We start from the raw sequence: 21,043 nt of genomic DNA on the forward strand, positions 1-21,043 counted from the left end.
ACGGAGGTAATCCCCTTGGCTGCTGCGCGCAACGCATCCAACCCCACCACCCCCAAGAACGGACGCGGAGCTTCCCGCCTCTCGTTCGCCAAGATCTCCGACACGCTGACGGTCCCCGACCTTCTCGCGCTGCAGACCGAGTCGTTCGACTGGCTCGTGGGCAACGAGGCCTGGAAGGCCCGCGTCGCCCAGGCGAAGGCCGACGGTCGCACCGACGTGCCCGAGATCAGCGGCCTCGAGGAGATCTTCGAGGAGATCAGCCCGATCGAGGACCTGAGCGAGACCATGCAGCTCTCGTTCACGAACCCCTACCTCGAGCCTGAGAAGTACTCCATCGAGGAGTGCAAGGAGCGCGGCAAGACGTACGCGGCCCCGCTCTACGTCGAGGCCGAGTTCATGAACCACCAGACCGGTGAGATCAAGACCCAGACGGTCTTCATGGGCGACTTCCCGCTCCAGACCGGCAAGGGCACTTTCATCATCAACGGCACCGAGCGCGTCGTCGTGTCGCAGCTCGTCCGTTCGCCCGGCGTCTACTTCGACAAGACCGCCGACAAGACGTCCGACAAGGACATCGTCTCGGCGCGCGTCATCCCGAGCCGTGGCGCATGGCTCGAGTTCGAGATCGACAAGCGCGACCAGGTCGGCGTCCGCATCGACCGCAAGCGCAAGCAGTCGGTCACCGTCTTCCTCAAGGCGCTCGGCCTCACCAGCGAGGACATCCTCGCCGAGTTCGCCGGCTTCGACTCGATCGAAGAGACGCTGTCGAAGGACACCATCCTCACCAAGGAAGACGCCCTCCGCGACATCTACCGCAAGCTCCGTCCGGGCGAGCAGGTCGCCGCCGAGGCCGCCCGCGCGCTCCTGGACAACTTCTACTTCAACCCGAAGCGCTACGACCTCGCCAAGGTCGGCCGGTACAAGATCAACCACAAGCTCGGCCTCGACAAGCCGCTGTCGGACTCGGTGCTGACGGTCGACGACATCGTCGCCACCATCAAGTACCTCGTGCGCATCCACCGCGGCGACGTCACCTTCGACGGCGTGCGCGGCGGCAAGCCGGCCGAGATCCGTCTGGACGTCGACGACATCGACAACTTCGGCAACCGTCGCATCCGCGCGGTCGGCGAGCTCATCCAGAACCAGGTCCGCACCGGTCTGTCGCGCATGGAGCGCGTCGTCCGCGAGCGCATGACCACGCAGGACATCGAGGCGATCACGCCGCAGACCCTGATCAACGTCCGCCCCGTGGTGGCCGCGATCAAGGAGTTCTTCGGAACGTCGCAGCTGTCGCAGTTCATGGACCAGAACAACCCGCTCGCGGGTCTGACGCACAAGCGCCGCCTCTCGGCCCTCGGCCCCGGCGGTCTGTCGCGTGAGCGCGCCGGCGTCGAGGTCCGCGACGTCCACCCGTCGCACTACGGCCGTATGTGCCCCATCGAGACCCCGGAAGGCCCGAACATCGGCCTGATCGGCTCGCTCGCCTCGTTCGCGCGCATCAACGCGTTCGGCTTCATCGAGACGCCGTACCGCCGCGTGGTCGACGGCAAGGTCACCGACCAGATCGACTACCTGACCGCCTCGGAAGAGAGCGACTACATCGTCGCCCAGGCCGGTGTCGAGCTGAAGGCCGACGGCCGCTTCGCCCAGGACCGCGTCCTCGCCCGTCGCGGCAACGGCGGTGAGGTCGACCTCTTCCACTCGGAGGAGATCGGCTACATGGACGTCTCGCCGCGCCAGATGGTGTCGGTCGCGACCTCGCTGATCCCGTTCCTCGAGCACGACGACGCGAACCGCGCCCTCATGGGCGCGAACATGCAGCGCCAGGCCGTGCCGCTTCTCCGTTCGGAGTCGCCGGTGGTCGGCACGGGCATGGAGGGCTTCGCCGCGATCGACGCCGGTGACGTCGTCACCGCCGACAAGGCGGGTGTCGTCGTCGAGGTGTCGGCCGACGTCGTGACCGTGCAGCTCGACGAGGGCGGCACGCAGGACTACTTCCTGCGCAAGTTCGACCGCTCCAACCAGGGCACGAGCTACAACCAGCGCGTCGTGGTCTCGGCCGGCGAGCGCGTCGAGGCCGGCGAGGTCATCGCCGACGGTCCCGCGACGGAGAACGGCGAGCTCGCGCTCGGCAAGAACCTCCTCGTCGCGTTCATGACGTGGGAGGGTCACAACTTCGAGGACGCGATCATCCTGAGCCAGGACCTGGTGAAGGACGACACCCTCTCGTCGATCCACATCGAGGAGTACGAGGTCGACGCGCGCGACACGAAGCTCGGCAAGGAGGAGATCACCCGTGATCTCCCCAACGTGAGCCCCGACCTGCTCAAGGACCTCGACGAGCGCGGCATCATCCGCATCGGCGCCGAGGTCCGCCCCGGCGACATCCTCGTCGGCAAGGTCACGCCCAAGGGCGAGACCGAGCTGTCGGCCGAGGAGCGCCTGCTCCGCGCGATCTTCAACGAGAAGAGCCGCGAGGTCCGCGACACGTCGCTGAAGGTGCCCCACGGTGAGCAGGGCACGATCATCGCGGTCAAGGAGTTCAACGCCGAGGACGGCGACGACGAGCTCGGCTCGGGCGTCAACCGCCGCGTCGTGGTCTACATCGCCCAGAAGCGCAAGATCACCGAGGGCGACAAGCTCGCCGGTCGTCACGGCAACAAGGGCGTCATCGCGAAGATCCTCCCCGTCGAGGACATGCCGTTCCTTGCGGACGGCACGCCGGTCCAGGTCATCCTGAACCCGCTCGGCATCCCCGGTCGAATGAACTTCGGCCAGGTCCTCGAGCTGCACCTGGGCTGGATCGCGCAGCAGGGCTGGAAGGTCGAGGGCACCCCCGAGTGGGCCGCCCGGCTTCCGGAGCAGGCGTTCGAGGCCCCCGCGGGCACCAAGGTCGCCACCCCGGTGTTCGACGGTGCCTTCGAGGCCGAGATCGCGGGTCTGCTCGACTCGACGCTGCCCACGCGCGACGGCGACCGCCTGATCGACTCCACGGGCAAGACGCAGCTGTTCGACGGCCGCTCCGGCGAGCCGTTCCCGGCTCCGATCTCGGTCGGCTACATGTACATCCTGAAGCTGCACCACCTCGTGGACGACAAGATCCACGCGCGCTCGACGGGCCCGTACTCGATGATCACCCAGCAGCCGCTCGGTGGTAAGGCGCAGTTCGGTGGTCAGCGCTTCGGTGAGATGGAGGTGTGGGCCCTCGAGGCCTACGGCGCCGCGTACGCGCTCCAGGAGCTCCTCACGATCAAGTCCGACGACATCCTCGGCCGCGTCAAGGTGTACGAGGCGATCGTCAAGGGTGAGAACATCCAGGAGCCCGGCATCCCCGAGTCGTTCAAGGTGCTCATGAAGGAGATGCAGTCGCTCTGCCTGAACGTCGAGGTGCTCTCGGCCGACGGCACGGCGGTCAACCTCCGCGACACCGACGACGACGCCTTCCGCGCAGCGGAAGAGCTCGGCATCAACATCTCCAGCCGCTTCGAGTCGTCGTCGATCGACGAGATCTAAGCGCGCCAGGTAACGAACGAATTTCCGACACAGGAGAACCAGTGCTCGAATCAACCACTTTCGATCAGCTTCGCATCGGCCTGGCCACCGCTGACGACATCCGTCGTTGGTCCTACGGCGAGGTCAAGAAGCCCGAGACCATCAACTACCGCACCCTGAAGCCCGAGAAGGACGGTCTGTTCGGCGAGCAGATCTTCGGACCCTCGCGCGACTGGGAGTGCGCGTGCGGCAAGTACAAGCGCGTCCGCTTCAAGGGCATCGTCTGCGAGCGCTGCGGCGTCGAGGTCACCAAGTCCTCGGTGCGCCGTGAGCGCATGGGCCACATCGAGCTCGCCGCGCCCGTCACGCACATCTGGTACTTCAAGGGCGTCCCGTCGCGCCTCGGGTACCTGCTCGACATGGCGCCGAAGGACCTCGAGAAGGTCATCTACTTCGCCGCCTACATGGTGATCTCCGTCGACGAGGAGGCTCGCCACCGCGACCTCTCGACGCAGGAGAACAACATCCGCCTCGAGCTCAAGACGCTCGCCGACCGCCGCGACGCGCGTGTCGCCGCTCGCCTCCAGAAGCTGGAGGAGGAGCTCGCCGCGCTCGAGGAGGAGGGTGCCAAGGCCGACCAGAAGAAGAAGGTCAAGGACGCCGCCGAGAAGGAGATGGCCGGTATCCGCAAGGGCACCGACGACCAGATCACGCGCCTCGAGAAGGTGTGGGAGGACTTCCGCACGCTCGAGGTCGGCCAGCTCAAGGGCGAAGACGAGATCTTCCACGAGCTGCAGGACCGCTTCGGTCAGTACTTCGAGGCCCACATGGGCGCCGAGTCGATCAAGCGTCGCCTCGAGGCGTTCGACCTCGCCCAGGAGTCCGAGGACCTGCACCTGCAGATCTCCGAGGGCAAGGGCCAGCGCAAGATCCGTGCGATCAAGCGCCTCAAGGTCGTCAACTCGTTCCTGCAGACCGGTATGAGCCCGGCCTCGATGGTGCTCGACGTCGTCCCGGTGATCCCGCCGGAGCTGCGCCCGATGGTGCAGCTGGACGGTGGCCGCTTCGCGACCTCCGACCTGAACGACCTCTACCGTCGCGTGATCAACCGCAACAACCGCCTCCGTCGCCTGATCGACCTCGGTGCTCCCGAGATCATCGTGAACAACGAGAAGCGGATGCTGCAGGAGGCCGTCGACGCGCTGTTCGACAACGGCCGCCGCGGTCGTCCCGTCACGGGCACGGGCAACCGTGCGCTGAAGTCGCTGTCCGACATGCTCAAGGGCAAGCAGGGCCGGTTCCGTCAGAACCTGCTCGGCAAGCGCGTGGACTACTCAGGCCGTTCGGTCATCATCGTCGGCCCGCAGCTCAAGCTCCACCAGTGCGGTCTGCCCAAGCAGATGGCGCTCGAGCTGTTCAAGCCGTTCGTGATCAAGCGCCTGATCGACCTCGGTCACTCGCAGAACATCAAGGCGGCCAAGCGCGCCGTCGAGCGCACGCGTCCCGAGGTGTGGGACGTGCTCGAGGAGATCATCCGCGAGCGTCCCGTGCTGCTCAACCGCGCACCCACGCTGCACCGTCTCGGCATCCAGGCCTTCGAGCCTCAGCTCGTCGAGGGCAAGGCCATCCAGCTGCACCCGCTCGTCTGCGCCGCGTTCAACGCGGACTTCGACGGTGACCAGATGGCCGTGCACCTGCCGCTGTCGGTCGAGGCCCAGGCCGAGGCCCGCATCCTGATGCTGGCGTCGAACAACATCCTGAAGCCGTCGGACGGCCGTCCGGTGACCCTGCCCTCGCAGGACATGATCATCGGTCTGCACCACCTGACCACGGTCATCGAGGGCGCAGCCGGCGAGGGCCGCGTGTTCGGCTCGGTCGGCGAGGCGATCCTGGCCAAGGACGAGGGCACCCTCGACCTGCAGGCCAAGGTGCGCATCCGCGTCCCCGGGCTGACGTTCCTCGAGGGCGAAGCGCCCGAGGGCTACGAGCGCCACGGCCTCGTGGACGCGTCGCTCGGCCAGGCGATCTTCAACGACACGCTCCCCAAGGGCTACCCGTTCGTTCGCGAGCAGGCCGACAAGGGCAAGCTGTCGCAGATCGTGAACAAGCTGGCCGAGGAGTACCCGAAGGTGGAGGTCGCGGCTTCGCTCGACCGCATCAAGGACGCCGGCTTCTACTGGGCCACCCGTTCGGGTGTCACCGTGGCGCTCAGCGACATCCTCACGCCGCCGAACAAGGGCGAGATCGTCGCGGGCTACGAGAAGCAGGCCGCGAAGGTCCAGGCGCAGTTCGAGAAGGGTCTCACCACCGACGCCGAGCGTCGTCAGGAGCTCATCAAGATCTGGACCGAGGCGACCGACGAGGTCCAGAAGGCGATGCGGGACAACTTCCCGGCCGACAACACCATCAACCGGATGGTCTCGTCGGGTGCTCGTGGTAACTGGCTGCAGATCCGCAACATCGCGGGTATGCGAGGCCTGGTGAACAACCCCAAGGGTGAGATCATCCCGCGTCCGATCATCTCCTCGTACCGCGAGGGTCTGTCGGTGGCGGAGTACTTCATCGCGACGCACGGTGCCCGTAAGGGTCTGGCCGACACGGCCCTCCGTACCGCCGACTCGGGGTACCTGACCCGTCGTCTCGTGGACGTCTCGCAGGATGTCATCATCCGCGAGGAGGACTGCGGCACGACCAAGGGCCTCGAGTTCACCATCGCCGCCCCCGGCGCCGACGGTGAACTGGTGCGCGACGCGAACGTCGAGAACTCGGTGTTCGCCCGCACGCTCGCGGCCGACGCGGTCGACCCGAAGGGCGAGGTCGTCGCCTCCGCCGGTGAGGACGTCGGCGACGTGCTCATCGACAAGCTGGTGGCGGCGGGTGTCGAGTCGATCAAGGTCCGCTCGGTGCTCACCTGCGACTCGGCCGTCGGTGTCTGCGCGAAGTGCTACGGCCGTTCGCTCGCGACCGGCAAGATCGTCGACATCGGCGAGGCCGTCGGCATCATCGCGGCCCAGTCGATCGGTGAGCCCGGCACGCAGCTGACCATGCGTACCTTCCACACCGGCGGTTCGGCCTCGGCCGATGACATCACGCAGGGTCTGCCCCGCGTGCAGGAGCTGTTCGAGGCCCGCACCCCGAAGGGTGCGTCGCCGATCGCCGAGGCCGATGGCCGCATCACGATCGACGAGACCGAGAAGTCGAAGAAGGTCATCCTCACGCCCGACAACGGCGACGAGCCGCACGTCTACCCGGTCCTGAAGCGCGCGACGCTCCTGGTCGAGGACGGGCAGCGCGTCACGGTCGGTCAGCCCCTGCAGGTCGGTACGCTCGACCCCAAGGAGGTCATGCGCGTGCAGGGTGCCCGCGAGGTGCAGAAGTACCTCGTGAACGGCGTCCAGGGCGTGTACCGCTCGCAGGGTGTGCCGATCCACGACAAGCACATCGAGGTCATCGTCCGTCAGATGCTGCGGAAGGTCACCGTGGTCGACCACGGCGACACGACGCTGCTGCCGGGTGAGCTGGTCGACTTCAAGAAGTACCAGAACATCAACCGCGAGACCGTGGCCGAGGGCAAGCGCCCCGCGTCGGGTCGTCCCGAGCTGATGGGTATCACGAAGGCGTCGCTCGCGACCGAGTCGTGGCTGTCGGCCGCGTCGTTCCAGGAGACCACCCGCGTCCTGACGCAGGCGGCCATGGAGGGCAAGAGCGACCCGCTCGTCGGCCTCAAGGAGAACGTCATCATCGGAAAGCTCATCCCCGCCGGAACCGGCCTCGCGAAGTACCGCGATGTCACGGTCGAGGCGACGGAAGAGGCCAAGAGCGAGCGGTACCCCAACCGCATCTTCGCCTCGGACGGCGCGTACACCGACGCCGACCTGAGCTACGTCGACTTCGACAGCTTCTCGACGGACGGTTTCACCACCGACTACAACTGAGTCGACCAGGGTCCGATCGGACCCGCACGTCGCAAGCGAAGGGCCCTGGCTTCTGCCAGGGCCCTTCGTCGTTGCGGGAAACGGATGCCGCGACTCAGTACTGCGTCGTCTTCCCCGTGTCACCCGTGGTGCCGGTCGTGCCCGTCGTGTCCGTGGCTCCGGGGGTGCCCGAAACTCCGGTGGTGCCGGTGCTGCCCGTCGAACCGCTGCTCGGGGCGACGTTCGCCTTGACCCGCTCCGCGGTGCTCTGAGCCTCTTCCTTCACGGTCTCGGCGGATGCGGCGGCCGAATCCTTGACCTGGTTGACGGCGTCCTTCGCCGGCTCCTTGAGGTTCTGCGCCACGTCCTGCGCGGCATCCTTCGCCTTGTCCACCGCCTTGTCGACGAGCGGCTGCGCCTGGTCGCGGAGCTGGGTGCTCCAGCGCTTCTCAGCGTCCGTCGCGGGGATGAGGCTCGCGACGAGGAAGCCGACGCCGGCGGCGAGGAGCCCGACCACGAGCGGCGTGCCCTGAGTCTGCGCCTTCGCTCGGTTCGGCAGGTCCTTCACCGCGTCGCCCGCCGCGCCGAGCTTGTCGCCGACCGTGTGGCCGGCCGAGGATGCCGAGTCGCCGACGTCGTCGGCGACGCCCATCACACGACCCTTGACGTCGCCGAGCACCTGCCGGACGCGCGTCTTCTGCCGTTCCATGATCTTCGGTGGCGAGACCTTGTCGGCGAGTGCGTCCACATCCCGGCCCAGTTCGTCGCGCGTGACCTCGATATCGGCGCGGATCTGCTCTGCGTTGCTCATTATCGGTTCTCCTGATTTCTCTTGAGCGCGTCGGGGATCTCCTTGACGGTCTCGACCGTCTTCGGAGCCCCTTGCACGGTCTTCAGTCGCTTCCGCCCGACGGCGAAGAGGATCGCGGCGATGATCACCCAGATGACGGCCACGATCACGGCCGACCAGCCGAGGCTGTCGATGAGGTCGCCAAGACCCCACCACAGGGCGACGGACAGGAAGAAGACTGCCATCGCGCCGGCGTACCCGGCGCCGCCGAGGAGCCCTGCGCCCGCGCCGGCTCGCTTGGCCGACTCTGAGAGCTCGGCTTTCGCAAGCTCGAGCTCCTTGCGCATGAGCTCTGACAGGTCACGCGAAACCTCGCCTACCAGCTCGCCCAGCGATGTCTCGGCCGCCTTCTGCTGAGACGGCGTGGGCATATCCGTCATCGTCGTGCCTCTCCTGTCGCGGACCACTCGTCTTCTGCTCCGGTGGTCGCACCGGGGCTGGTGCCGGTGGTCAGCGGGTCGCTCGAGAGAGCGTCGCCGATCGGGGTGTCACCCTCGTAGCCCGTCGTTCCCAGCGCGCCGGCACCGGCAGCCGTGCCACCGAGGCCGGCGGTGGTGCCGCCTGCGACGGTCGGTGAGCCCGTGACGAGGGGCTGCTGGGTGCGGCCATAGGCATCGAGCGTTCGGTCCGTGGTCCGATCATTGTCGCGGGCGTCCGAGACGAGAGCCCGGGTGAGGCGACCGGCGACGAGGCCGACTCCGACCGCGATGGCCAGGAAGGCTCCCGTGTGCCGGCGCGCGAAGGTCCGGACCTCGTACACCACGTCGGCGGGTTCTTTCTGCTCCAGCCAGTCGGCGACGCGGCGGGTCTGCTCGCCGACGGCGCGCACGGCTTTGGTCGCCGTTCCGGAGCCCGTAGCCGTGCCGTCAGCCAGCCCGGCGAGTTCGTCGCCCGTAGTGCGCAGTGCGCCCGCGGCTCGGCGCTGCTGCGTCGACGCCTGGTCCGACAGTTGCGCGCGGGTCTCGTAAAGGAAACCGCGAGCGGCGTCCTTCGCGTCGTGGGCCACGTCCTTGGCCTCTTCGCCGGCGACGCCGGCGACGTACTTGGCACCCGCGTCCACCTCCGCGACGGTCTCGACCGCGCGCTCCTTGACGTCGGCCGAGCCTGTGCTCTGGCCGGAACCCGTGCTCTGATTCGCATACGGGTCGGTGTCGTAAGTCGACATGCTCCTCCTCCATCTCGCGGCGGGGTCGGGCCGGCGATGTGCCGGCTTCGGAGATCCGCCGTGACGACAACCGTGCGTGATGAACCCGGTTGTGAAGAGAGGGTGGCACTCGGCGCATCGGCGGAGTATCCTTCCAGCCCGGAGCCGCGAGGGAGGGCGCGGCGACCGTTCTCGCGCCGTCGCGGCCGCCGCGACGGTTCTGCGGCGTGTATCGATCTCAACTCGGCCCCCCGGCTTACCGTGGAAGACGGAGGTTGGGGGCCCCATGTCGCGGATCGGCGGTCGCAATGCCTGGATCGCCGTGCCCGCCGGGATGCTGTGCGCCGCCGTCGTGGGCACGCTCGTGTGGCTGTCGCTGCCGATGCTGCCCGTGACGGTCGCGTGGGTCGGCGACAGGCTGCGGAGCGCTACGGCGCCGCAGCCGAGCGCCACACCCCGTCAGACGCCGGCGCAGACCGCAGCGGAGGGCGGCGCGATCGACTGCCGCACGCTGTACGCCGACGATCTGTGGAACGAGCTGATGTGGCGGCCGGGGTCGCTCCTCGGCCAGTCCCAGGCGCCGCCGGCGACGACCGCGACATCGTTCGCCGACGCGGCGGCGCCCGAGGTGCTGGTGACCTGCACGTGGCGGTTCGACACGGGCGACATCGTCACGACGCTCTCGAAAGTCGACGCGGATGCCGCCGCCATCGCCGAGGCCGCGCTCGCCGGCGAGGGGTTCTCGTGTGAGGCCAAGGGGCCCGCGACGGCGTGCGCACGCACGCGGGGCGCCGTGCGGGAGGAGCACACCCTGCGCGAGGGGCTCTGGCTCGTGAGTGTCGAGACCCAGTGGCACCCCGAGGATTTCGGAGCGCGACTCGATCGCACCATCTGGGGCTGACCCGGAGGACGTCCCTCAGCCGAAGATGCTCGCAACGAGCGCGGCGGTGTACCCGATGGGGGCGAGATTCGAGTACGCCGTGTCGACGAGGATGTCGTCGCGCCAGAACAGGGTGCGGCCGTCGGTGACCGGGTAGGTCGCGTTCTGCCAGGTCTTCTCGCAGCGCGTGCCGCCGTCCGGCGTGTAGCAGGTGTAGCCCTCGTCCGCCACGAGCTTGTTGAGCATCTCGAGCGCCGGGCCGCGCGACATGTAGCTGATCGTGGTGACGAGCCCGGTCGTGTCGGTGGCGGGATCGCGCCACACGCACACCAGGCCGCCATCGGGCTGGGGACCCGACGAGCCGAAGGCGGGATCGTTGAGCGGCACCCCGTCGAGCTGCGCCAGCACATCAGCGGTGAGCATCGCGCGGCAGTCGTCGGGGATGTCGGCGAGGGCGGTCGCCGACGGTGTCGGGGTGGGCGTCGCCGAGGCGTCCGCCGAAGGAGTCGGCGTGTAGGTGAACTCACCGCCGGCGGGGGCCTCGTCGGGGGCGCACGCCGTCAGGACGACGAGAGCGAGGAGGACGGATGCCGCGCCCGCCGCACGCCGCCGCGCTCGGGTGGGCGTGCGCGCGACGCTGCGCGGGCCGGCGAGGGCTGACACCGGGAGCCGGGTCGCTGGGGATGCCATGGGCTCAGGGTAGTGGGCGGCGCTGCGCGAGACGCCGCGCCGTGCGCCTGCTGTGGATTCTCGCGGCACGCCTCCGCGGCATGCGTGGACCTGCGGGCTACTCTGCCACTGCGGGGACTGGCCCTGCGTGAGGAGTGCCTGCGATGAGTGACCCCAAGTCGTCTTACGGCGAACCCGTCGAAGAGCCCAACGGCGTCGACGACGTCGTCGGCCGTGCGAACGAAGGTCTCGCCGACGCAGAGGCCGCCCGCGGTGACGCGGTCGCCGCCGACGCCGCCCCCGCCGAAGCTCCGATCTCCGCCGACCGCTCCGATGAAGATGTGGTGTCCGACCAGACCGCCGCGTCCGACGAGCACACCCCGGTCGTGACCGACGAGGCCGCTGCGCGGCGCGCCGCCGAGCCGGCCGACGTCGCGACCGACGAGGTCGTCGCACCGGCGACCGCTGCACCTGCCGACCCGGAGCCCGACCCGTGGGCATCGCCGGAGGCGGCATCCCTCGAGTACACCTCGACCGCGGCACCCGTCGCGCCGGTCGCTGCCGACGACGCGCCGACGGTCGTGGCGGCACCGGTCGTGACTCCGAGCGAGCCGGTCGTCGCCGAGCCCGCCGTCGTCGCCGCCGCCGCCGCTCCGCAGCCCATCTTCGTGCAGGCGCCCGAGGCGCCGCGTCCGCGCGGAAACCGCGCGGCAGCCGGCGCCATCGGCCTTCTCGCCGCCCTCGCTTTCGCGGTGCTCTATCTCGCCGTCTGGCTCGGCGTCGGCGCGATCGAGGGAGAGGTCACCGGCGAGAACGTCGGCACGACGGTCCTCGGCGCACTGGCCACGTGGTCGCTGTGGGTGCCGGTCGTGGTCTTCTTCATCGCGTTCTGGCTGCTCGGGGCGATCATCAACCGCGGTCGCTGGGGCGCGTGGGTCATCCTCGGCATCCTCGTCGGCATCGCCGCCTACGGCGGCCACATCCTCGGCGCGCTGTTCCAGGCGCCGTTCTGGGAGCTCACGGCCAGCGAGGGCGGCGACCTCGCCGAGGCCGAATTGCTCACCCCGCTGGCGATCGCCGCGTTCGTCATCGGGCGCGAGCTCACCATCTGGTTCGGGGCCTGGGCCGCGGCCCGCGCGGCACGTGTCACCGAGCTCAACGTCGAGGCGCAGCGCGAGTACGAGCGCACGCTCGAGGCCGGGCCGCAGCTCGTTCGCGCGTAGCCGCACCCACCCGCGCGGCCGGTCCCGACGTAGGCTGGCGCCATGGCCGGTGACGGGGCAGGCGCAGCGTCGGCGGGACCGGTGCGCCCGCCGATCGCCCTCGCGTTCGCGACGATCGGCTTCGTCGCGCTCACCATCTTCGGCCTCGGCATGACGAGCCTCCTGGCGGGTGAAGACGTCATCGCGGCGCCGGGCCTCGGCCAGATCCCCGGGATCGCCGGCGTGGTGTGCGCCACGCTGGCATTCGCCGGCGGACTGTGGGCCGCGATCGCCCGGGCGGGCAGTCCTGCGGATGCCGCGGCCCCCGGCGCGGAGCCGGCAGCGGGAGGCGCGGGCGCCTCGTCGCCCGCGGGCGCCGGGACGCGGCATCCGTCGTACTGGGGTGCCGCGTGGACGACGGCCGCCGCGTTCCTCGCCTACGTCGGAGGGGTGTGGTTCGCCGCCGTCTTCACCGGCGCCGACCTCGGCGTGGCGACGGCTGTCGCCGGACGCCTGGCGACCTCGTGGTTCGGCCTGGCCGTCGCGGCGGCTGCGTTCGTGTCGGCGTGGAGCGGGATCGCGCTCGTGCGCACGCGCGCACACCGTCCGCGTTGGCCCTGGGAAGACGAGTTCGACGAGTGATCGGCGCGCCGGGGCCGCGGAAATCCGCGCTGATCCGGGCGTGAACGGATGCCGGGTACTAGCGTTGAGCGGGTGGAGCGGTCGCTCGAGACCCAAGTCAGCCAGGCGGTGGACGCCTGGCTCGCGTGGTTGCCGCGATGGGAGCCTGCGACGCACCGCGGCCGGACCGCTCCGTGCCGCCGCTGCTTCGGGTCGCCGGTGCTGTCGGCTGCCGGTCTCGGAGCCGACGTCCCGCACGGCGTGCAGCACGGCCTCTCGACCCGGATCAAGACGATCGTCGACCGCTCCGTGGCCGAGTACACGGCGCTGAACCTGCCGATGCTGCAGGGCGAGCTCGATCAGCAGGCGGCCCGCAACCGCGCGCGCAGCTATCGACCCGGCGAAGGGCTCGACCCCGAGTTCGAAGGGCTGCCGCTGGATCCCGACCCGGTGCCGGGCGCGCCCTTCCTCTTCACGATCGCCGGACTCGCCGAAGAGGCCGACGCACACGTCCCGGCGCTGCCGCCGCTCACCGACGAGGCGAAGGCGGCGCTCCGGCAGGAGGTCGGCCTCGCGGACGATTACGCCAACATGGTCGGGCGCGAGGTGTGCACGATCCTGCTGCACCACCGGCTGCGCATCCAGGCCGCGGTCAGCGAGTTCGTCGAGCCGCAGATCGAGGCCATGCTCGCCGACCTCACCAAGTCGCTCGACGCACCTTTCGACCCGCACGACCCCGGCGACGCCCCCCGCCTGGAGTGAGCCCGGCCCCGAGGTCGCCCCGCGCGCTTCTGGCCCCGTAAGCCCGGTCCGTGAGGCCCGGGTCCGTGTGTCCGGTCCGTGTGTCCGGTGCGAGCGCTCGCGTGCGAAAAGTCGGGTCGGTGACGGCGGCGCGCCGGTGACGGATGCCTCGGCCCGGCGTGTCAGCTGACGGACCCGACTTTCGGCACACCAGCTTTCGAGTCCGGCAGGACTTGCCTGGCCGCGGCGTATTCCACAGACCGGTTAGCGGCGCGTGCTCGGAAGTGGTTTTGTTAGCATGGCCAGGTTTGTTGCCGCCAGCGCGGCACGGGTCGTGTCAAGGTAGCGGACTGCGGGGGAGGTGTGGTGGCCACACGGCTTCCCTCGGCGCCCCCGATCCTTCCCGGGCTGGCCTATATCCGCCCGCTCGGCTCCGGCGGATTCGCCGACGTCTTCCTGTACGAGCAGGACATGCCCCGCCGCAACGTCGCGGTCAAGGTCATGCCGAGCGACGTGCGTGACCCCGAGCTGCGGCGCATGTTCAACGCCGAGGCCGACGTGCTGGCGCACCTGTCGGCCCACCCCTCGATCGTGACGGTCTACCAGGCGAGCATCTCCGCCGATGGGCGCCCCTACATCGTGATGGAGTACTGCCCGGGATCGCTCGCGCAGCGCTACCGGGTGGAGCGCATCCCCGTCGAGGAGGTGCTCGCGATCGGCGTGCGCATGTCGAGCGCACTCGAGTCGGCGCATCGCGCCGGGCTCATCCACCGCGACGTCAAGCCCAGCAACATCCTCATCACGACCTTCGGCACTCCGGTGCTCGCCGACTTCGGCATCTCGGCCTCGCTGCAGCGCAAGAGCGGCGGGGAGGTGCTCGCGATGTCGATCCCGTGGAGCTCGCCGGAAGTCGTCGCCGAGCAGACCAGCGGCACGGTCACGAGCGAGGTGTGGAGCCTCGGAGCGACCGTGTACTCGCTGCTCGCGGGCCACAGTCCGTTCGAGCGGCGCGAGCGCGGCCAGAACACCAAGGACCTGCTGCGGCGGCGCATCGCCCGTGCCACGTACGTCGAGATCCCGCGCACCGACGTCCCCGCCGCGCTGCAGAGCGTGCTCGCGACCGCGATGAGCCGCGACCCCGGTCGCCGGTACGACTCTGCCCGTGCGCTCGGCGAGGCGCTGCGCGAGGTGCAGGCGGGGCTCGGCCTGTCGCCGACGCCGCTCGAGATCCCCGACGCGGAGTGGTCCCCGGCATCCGGGCCCGTCGACTTCGGCGACTCGGCGCTGCGCGGCCCCGCGCGTTCGCACATCGAGCGCGATCTCACGCGCAAGGCGCGCGCCGGCAGCGGGGTCGCAGCGCTCGCGCGCGACGAGGACACCGAGATCTCGGCGCCCGCACGGCGCGGACGCGGCGCCGTGCCCTGGGTCGTCGGAATCGGCGCCGGAGTCGTCGTGGGCGCCGGCGCGGTCGTCGTGACCCTCCTTGCGGCGGGGGTTCTCTGATGGCCCGCGGCACCGGGCCGTCGGCGCGCAGCACGACGCCGGTGCGTCGCGGCACGATCATGGGCTTCATCGCCGCCGGGGCGGTCGTGGCCGCGGTCGTCGGGGTCAGCATCGTGTGGCCCGGGCTCGACGCGCAGGAGACGCCCGACGTCGACACCGCGGTGTGGGCGCTGCAGACCGGCGACGGCCGCCGCTACGCGCGGGTCAACACGTCGGTGGGTGAGCTCGACACCGTCCGCAGCATCAGCAATCCCGACCAGGTCGTGCAGACGGGGGATGCCGCGTACTTGTTCAGCGACAGCTTCAGCACGCTCACGCGCATCGACGCGGCGATGCCCGCCGACCTCGACGAAGAGGCGCTGCAGGCGTCGCAGAGGACACCGCCCGGCACGACCGAGGTGGTGACGGCGGGGGACTACGTCGCATATCTGACCGATTCGGGCGCCGTCTTCGCGGGGCGCCTGTCGAGCGGCTCGTCGACGCAGCTCGACCCGTTCCGCACCGATGACGACGACACCCCGCAGTACACCGCCGACGCGATCGCGGTCGACGACCGCGGCATGCTGTTCGCCTACTCGCGCGACGATGGCTCGGTGCTGCGCTACCACGTCGGTGATGGCGAGGTCCGCGCCCGCGACGCGCTCGACGACGATGGGCTGGCCGTGCCGGCCATCACGGCCGCGGGCGACACGTGGGCCGTCGTCGACACGGAGGACGGCGACGTGTGGCTGCGGGGGCAGGACGCCGCGGCCCGGGCGCCGATCGCCGGCACCGTCGTGGTCGGCGCACCGGCTGCCCGCGGCACCGACGTCTACCTCGCCGACGACACCAGCCTTGTGCGGGTGCCGGCCGACGGCTCGGACATGACGACCGAGGTCGGGGGCGGGAACGGGCCGGTGCTCGGCACCCCCGCGCAGCCGATCACGCACGACGGCGAGACGTACGCCGCCTGGTTGGGCACCGGCGACGCCGGCGGGCAGCTGTGGCGCTCGGGCGGCGGGGGAGTGGTGCTCGACTACGGCGCCGAGTCGCTGGCCGACGACGTCCGCCCGGTGTTCGTCGCGAGCGACTCCGCCGTGATCCTCAACGACACGCGTTCCGGGTGGGCGTGGTCGGTGCCGGACGGCGCGCTCATCACGTCGAGCCAGGACTGGAGCCTCGACGACCGCACCGACCCCGACGCGGTGCCGAGCGGGGAGCAGCTGCAGGTCATGCTCGACCCGAAGCCGCCCATCGCCGAGCCGGACGCCTTCGGCGTGCGCGCCGGCGCGCTCGTCTCGCTGCCGGTGCTCATGAACGACCACGACCCCAACGAGGACGTGCTCACCATCGACCCGAAGTCGGTCACGGGACTCGATCCGGCCTTCGGCACCGTGACGGTGACCGACGCCGACCAGCGGCTCGCGGTGCGTGTGCAGCCCGGTGTGACGGGCTCCGCCACCTTCTCGTACGCGGTCGCCGACGGCACGGCCGAGAACGGCCTCATGTCGGAGGCGACGACGGTCACCCTGACCGTGGCGGATGCCGCGGCCCGATCAGCGCCGGAATGGTGCGGGGTCGAGCGGTGCCTGGTGCAATGGCCTCAGCCCGAGGTCGCGCGCGGCGGCACGGTGACGGTGCCGGTGCTCCCGGGCTGGGTCGATCCGGAGGGCGACCCGCTGCTGCTGCTCTCGGTCGAGAACGTGACGGGGCCCGGAAGCGTCGCGGCGACGCCCGGCGGCGACGTCGTCTACCAGCACAGCGATGCCGGCGACGGCGGGGAGGAGCTCATCGAGCTCGCCGTGACCGTCGCCGACACGCAGGGACAGACGGCCGTGAAGCCGCTGATCGTGAAGGTGTCGCCGCAGCCGCAGCTGGCCGCGCAGTCGTTCGCCGTCACGGACACGGTCGCGTCGGGCATCACCGTCGACGTGGCCGACCATGTCACCGGCACCGCGGGCACGCTGTCGCTGGCCTCGGTGCGCGTGCTCGATGACGCCGCCGCCACGGCGACCGTGGCCGGCGGCTCGACCTCGTTCGACTTCACGGCCCAGCAGCCCGGCACGTTCCGCGTCGACTTCACGGTGTCCGACGGCGTCAGCGAGGCGACCGGCACCGCGCGCATCACCCTGCTGCCCGCCGATGCACCGGCGCAGCTCGCGACCTCGCCGGTGGTCGCGTTCGTGCACCCTCAGCAGGACGCCACGCTGGAGGTCTTCGACGCGGTGTCGAACCCGACGCGGCGTGTGCTGCTGCTGAGCGATGTCGCCGCGCGCGCGGACGACGGCGCCACGCTCTCGGTCGACGCGGTCGGGCAGAACCACCTCCGGGTCTCGGGAACGACCGCGGACGGCGCCGCCGGCCGGCTGGGCACCGTCTCGTACGTGGTGAGCGACGGCACCGAGGATGCCGGCGCGAGCGTCCAGGGCGAGGCGACGGTGTACCTGCTCCCGCCTGCGCCGGAGCTGGCGCCGATCGCCGTCCACGACACCGTCGTGGTGCGCGCGGGCGCGCAGATCGACATCCCGGTGCTCGCCAACGACATCGCCCCGTCGGGCGGCTTGCCCACGCTCAACCCGGCCTCGGTGCGGTCGTCCTCCGACGACGCGCTGGCCTTCGCGTCGGGCGACCTGCTGCGCTACCTCGCGCCCGAGGAGCCCGGCGACTACGGCATCGAGTACTCGGTCTTCACCACCGGCGCGCCGGCGCTCGCCGACACGGCGGAGGTCCGGGTGCAGGTGATCGACGCCGACGCCAACCGCGCTCCGACGGCCGACACGCTGGAGGGCCGGGTGCTGAGCGGACAGTCCGCGCTCATCGACTTCGACGGCTTCGGCATGGATCCCGACGGCGATGTCGTGACCCTGGACCGCATCGTCGCCCAGCCCGAGCGGGGTGCCGCGACGGTCACCGCGGACGGGGCGTCGATCATGTACACGAGCGTGCCGGGGGACAGTGGGCAGGTGTCGTTCCGCTACCGCGTCGTGGACGCGTTCGGCGAGACCGCCGAGGGCACGGTGCGGGTCGGCGTGCTCGACACCGAGGCCAACCCGAGTCCGGTCACCTTCACCGACTACGTGCAGGTGCAGGCCGGCGACGGCAACGCCGTCCGCGTCAGTCCGCTCTCGAACGACGTCGACCCGACCATGGGCGAGCTGCGCGTCACCGACATCCGTCCCGACGTGCCGGCGACCCTCGTCGACGGCAGCGATAACCCCGAGTACGCGCGCCTGCGCGAGCAGATCGTCGACGTCGACGACGCGACGGTGCGGATCGCGGCCGGCGACGAACCGGCGACGATGTCGTTCCTCTACGACGTGGAGTCGTCGTCGGGCAACACGGGGCGCGGCCTCATCGTGGTCCGCGTGGTGCGCGAGAGCGTGCCCGACTACCCGGTCGTCGCCGACACCGCCCTGACCGTCGAGAGCCGCGAGGACTTCCCCCGCGGCGTCGACGTGATGGCCGGAAAGGTCGCGTGGTCGGGCGGCGACGTCGACGACCTCGAGCTCTCGCTGTGGGGCGATCCCGCGGGGGTGTCGGTGCAGGGCTCGCGCCTCCGCGGCGCGCTGCCCGCCACCACCCGGCTCATCCCGTTCGCCGTGACCGGCGACGGCGCGTCGGGCGAGGTGACCTCGTACGGGTTCCTGCGCGTGCCGGGTGACGACGACCTGGCGCTGACGCTCCGCGCGGGTGCGGCATCCCCCGAGGTCGCCGAGCTCGAATCGACGACGTTCGACATGGCGAGCCTGGTGGCGCGGCCACGGGGCACGTCGATCGAGATCGGCGACGAGGTGCGCGCCTCGGGCGCCCGCGGCGAGGCGGCCTGCGCCGTCGAGTCCGGTGCGGTCGTGCGCTACGACGCGGGTGCGGGTGCGCCGTGGGTGGACGCCTGCCAGGTGCCGGTGAGGCTGGCGGGCGACGAGGAGTGGACGTTCCTCTCGGTGCCGATCGTCGTGCAGCCGCGTGATCCGCAGCCCGAGCTGCGACCCGGCTCGATCACGGTCGGACCCGGCGAGACCGCGACGTTCGACCTGAAGAACATGACCACCTGGCAGCTGCGCGAGGACTGGGACGGCATCGTCTATGCGACCGAGCACGCGGGCACCGCGTTCCAGGTGACGCAGGACGGCTCCAGCCTGACGGTGACGGGCGCCGACCGTGCCGTTCCCGGCTCGGAGGAGGTGGTGCTGGTGTCGGTCACCAGCCACCCCTCGGTGACGCCGGCGCGCCTCATCCTCCGCGTCGGCGCCGCGCCCTCGACGCTGCCGCAGGGCGGCTCGGTCGTCCAGCAGTGCTCGCAGGCGGCGGGATCGTCGTGCACCATCCCGGTGATCGGCGCAGGCGGCGAGGTCAACCCGCTGCCGCGCACACCGCTGGAGGTGGCCGACGTGCAGTCGACGGGAGCGTGCGCCGGCGTGGGCTTCCAGGTCGCCTCGGCGACGTCGATCACGGCCACATGGACGACGGATGCCCCGGGGGCGACGTGCACCGCCACGTTCTCGGTCCGGGATGCCCAGGGCCGGGTCACGAACGCCGAGCGCGACGGCCGCGTGATGCTGGATCTGCTGGGTTACCCGAAGCCGCCGGCGAGTATCACCCAGACGGCATATGCCGACGGCAGCGTCACGCTGCGGGTCGACCCGGGGGAGGCGCGCCTGGCGTATCCGGCGCTCTCGGGGTTCGTCATCCGTTCCGGCGGCCAGGAGGTCGCCCGCTGCGGCGCCGACGGCGTCTGCCCGACGATCGCCGCCCCGAACGGCGAGCAGCGTACCTACGAGGCGTGGGCGGTGAACGGCGTGGGCGAGTCGAAGGGCAGCGTCCGCACGACGGCCTGGGCGTATGACGCGCCGCTCGCACCGACGAGCGTCACGGCGGCGCCCGTGGTCACCGGCGACGGCGCCGGCGGCATCGTGTCGCTCGTCATCGACGGCATCGAGACGGGCGAGACCGGAAGCCTCGAGATCTCGAGCCCCGCGGGTGAGGTGGTGCGGGTGCCGGTGAACGGCAACCAGACGCGCGTCGAGGTGCCGGGGTACCGCGTCGGCAGCAACACCGCCTCGCTGGTCACCGTGACGCCGTACTCGCGGTTCGAGCTGCCGCCCGGGCTCGGCGGCAGTGCCTCCGGCGCCTCCGCGACGGTGCAGGCGAACGGCGTCGGCAGCCCGTTGTCGCCGCAGCTGACGCTCAGCTCGGTGTCGAACGGCGACGAGACGGCGACGATCACCGCGAACGCCTCGGCCGTGCTCAACGGCGACGGGTCGAGCCTGCGCTACGGCATCGTGCGCGACGGTGAGCGCTGCACGGTGGCTGCGACCGGCTCGACCGCGACGTTCTCGGTGGCGGACGGCGATGAGTACACGTACCGCGTGTGCGTCGAGTCGTACGTGGACGACAGGTCTTACGGGCGGGCCGAGACGTCGGCCAGCGTGCGCGCGCAGCAGTCCGGCAGGGCACCGCAGGGCTGGACGTTCGCGGTCGACGCCACCCCGAACGTGAACGGACAGCGCGCCGACTGGATCATCCGGGCCGAGCCCACCACCACCGAGAGGATCCCCAACCGCAACCACCCCGAGTTCTCGGGTTGGAACGGCTCGACGTCGGTGGTCGGCCAGAGCCCCGGCATCCAGGTCCGTTACGTCCACGACTGGTGGGGGACCGCCACGGGCTGGGCGACGGTGACGCCGCGCGCCGGCAGCGCGCCGTACCAGGTGCAGGCGACGTGGGAGGTCACCTCGTGCGTCGGCGGGAGCGACCTGGCCTATCGCGGCCGCTCGTCCAACGCGCCGGACGGCTCGTCCGCCGCGTTCACGTTCGGCAACGCCGGGCTGCGCTACTTCAACGACCAGGAGAGGCTGCTGACCTCCGAGCCGGGGACGTGGACCGTGCCGATCGGCGCGGTGCGGGTCGAGGGGATCGCCGTCTCGGTCAACTGGGACGCCCAGGGCTGGGGACTCGCGCCCGTGAGCACGACCTTCAAGGCCGACTGCCAGCCGAACAACGGCAACCCCCCACCCGGCCCGACGCCCTGACCGCCGGCATCCACCGCTC

At 70.6% G+C, this 21,043-nt stretch carries 12 protein-coding genes; 8 read left to right on the forward strand and 4 right to left on the reverse strand.

What is annotated here, in order from left to right; all coding sequences use genetic code 11:
- The first annotated feature begins 15 nt into the window (after positions 1-15).
- Complete coding sequence (rpoB, locus tag B2K11_RS13585) at positions 16-3,513, forward strand: DNA-directed RNA polymerase subunit beta (RefSeq protein WP_163618827.1); 3,498 nt, start codon at positions 16-18, stop codon at positions 3,511-3,513.
- A 41-nt stretch (positions 3,514-3,554) separates the two neighbouring features.
- Positions 3,555-7,427: a DNA-directed RNA polymerase subunit beta' gene (rpoC, locus tag B2K11_RS13590; protein ID WP_163618828.1), complete on the forward strand. Its 3,873-nt coding sequence runs from the start codon at positions 3,555-3,557 to the stop codon at positions 7,425-7,427.
- A 94-nt stretch (positions 7,428-7,521) separates the two neighbouring features.
- Here rpoC and B2K11_RS13595 read toward each other — a convergent pair whose 3' ends face one another.
- The 3 genes from B2K11_RS13595 to B2K11_RS13605 are packed head-to-tail and all read right to left on the reverse strand — an operon-like array spanning position 7,522 to position 9,421.
- Complete coding sequence (locus B2K11_RS13595) at positions 7,522-8,217, reverse strand: DUF3618 domain-containing protein (protein WP_163618829.1); 696 nt, start codon at positions 8,215-8,217, stop codon at positions 7,522-7,524.
- Complete coding sequence (locus tag B2K11_RS13600) at positions 8,217-8,636, reverse strand: phage holin family protein (protein WP_163618830.1); 420 nt, start codon at positions 8,634-8,636, stop codon at positions 8,217-8,219. The genes B2K11_RS13595 and B2K11_RS13600 overlap by 1 nt, the downstream gene beginning before the upstream one ends.
- On the reverse strand, positions 8,633-9,421 hold the full coding sequence (locus B2K11_RS13605; RefSeq protein WP_163618831.1) for a hypothetical protein: 789 nt from the start codon (positions 9,419-9,421) through the stop codon (positions 8,633-8,635). Before B2K11_RS13605 ends, B2K11_RS13600 begins: the two co-directional genes overlap by 4 nt.
- A 265-nt stretch (positions 9,422-9,686) precedes the next feature.
- On the opposite strand from B2K11_RS13605, the gene B2K11_RS13610 reads away from it, so the two are divergent.
- Positions 9,687-10,301, forward strand: coding sequence for a hypothetical protein (locus B2K11_RS13610; protein WP_163618832.1), 615 nt, complete (start codon positions 9,687-9,689; stop codon positions 10,299-10,301).
- 15 nt (positions 10,302-10,316) lie between these two features.
- Here the strand turns inward: B2K11_RS13610 and B2K11_RS13615 are convergent, their stop codons facing one another.
- On the reverse strand, positions 10,317-10,970 hold the full coding sequence (locus B2K11_RS13615; RefSeq protein ID WP_239526055.1) for a DUF3558 domain-containing protein: 654 nt from the start codon (positions 10,968-10,970) through the stop codon (positions 10,317-10,319).
- 143 nt (positions 10,971-11,113) lie between these two features.
- Between B2K11_RS13615 and B2K11_RS13620 the strand changes: the two genes are divergently transcribed.
- The 5 genes from B2K11_RS13620 (at position 11,114) to B2K11_RS13640 (ending at position 21,024) form a co-directional block, all read left to right on the forward strand.
- Positions 11,114-12,172, forward strand: a complete 1,059-nt coding sequence (locus B2K11_RS13620; RefSeq protein WP_163618833.1) for an ABC transporter — start codon at positions 11,114-11,116, stop codon at positions 12,170-12,172.
- Between the two features lie 42 nt (positions 12,173-12,214).
- Complete coding sequence (locus B2K11_RS13625) at positions 12,215-12,793, forward strand: hypothetical protein (RefSeq protein WP_163618834.1); 579 nt, start codon at positions 12,215-12,217, stop codon at positions 12,791-12,793.
- A 72-nt stretch (positions 12,794-12,865) separates the two neighbouring features.
- Positions 12,866-13,534: a spermidine/putrescine ABC transporter substrate-binding protein gene (locus tag B2K11_RS13630; RefSeq protein WP_163618835.1), complete on the forward strand. Its 669-nt coding sequence runs from the start codon at positions 12,866-12,868 to the stop codon at positions 13,532-13,534.
- Between the two features lie 345 nt (positions 13,535-13,879).
- A complete protein-coding gene (locus B2K11_RS13635; RefSeq protein WP_163618836.1) occupies positions 13,880-15,016 on the forward strand; it encodes a serine/threonine-protein kinase in 1,137 nt (378 codons plus the stop codon).
- Positions 15,016-21,024: an Ig-like domain-containing protein gene (locus B2K11_RS13640; RefSeq protein WP_239526059.1), complete on the forward strand. Its 6,009-nt coding sequence runs from the start codon at positions 15,016-15,018 to the stop codon at positions 21,022-21,024. The genes B2K11_RS13635 and B2K11_RS13640 overlap by 1 nt, the downstream gene beginning before the upstream one ends.
- The last annotated feature ends 19 nt before the right edge of the window (positions 21,025-21,043 follow it).

This window comes from Microbacterium sp. B35-30, assembly GCF_010634855.1.
In the GTDB taxonomy this organism is placed as follows: Bacteria; Actinomycetota; Actinomycetes; order Actinomycetales; family Microbacteriaceae; genus Microbacterium.

Bases quoted from the DNA above. Each gene is read 5' to 3' on its own strand.
- B2K11_RS13615 (WP_239526055.1), bottom strand. From the start codon at position 10,970: ATGGCATCCCCAGCGACCCGGCTCCCGGTGTCAGCCCTCGCCGGCCCG.
- B2K11_RS13620 (WP_163618833.1), top strand. From the start codon at position 11,114: ATGAGTGACCCCAAGTCGTCTTACGGCGAACCCGTCGAAGAGCCCAAC.
- B2K11_RS13625 (WP_163618834.1), top strand. From the start codon at position 12,215: ATGGCCGGTGACGGGGCAGGCGCAGCGTCGGCGGGACCGGTGCGCCCG.
- B2K11_RS13595 (WP_163618829.1), bottom strand. From the start codon at position 8,217: ATGAGCAACGCAGAGCAGATCCGCGCCGATATCGAGGTCACGCGCGAC.
- B2K11_RS13610 (WP_163618832.1), top strand. From the start codon at position 9,687: ATGTCGCGGATCGGCGGTCGCAATGCCTGGATCGCCGTGCCCGCCGGG.
- B2K11_RS13605 (WP_163618831.1), bottom strand. From the start codon at position 9,421: ATGTCGACTTACGACACCGACCCGTATGCGAATCAGAGCACGGGTTCC.
- B2K11_RS13600 (WP_163618830.1), bottom strand. From the start codon at position 8,636: ATGACGGATATGCCCACGCCGTCTCAGCAGAAGGCGGCCGAGACATCG.
- B2K11_RS13640 (WP_239526059.1), top strand. From the start codon at position 15,016: ATGGCCCGCGGCACCGGGCCGTCGGCGCGCAGCACGACGCCGGTGCGT.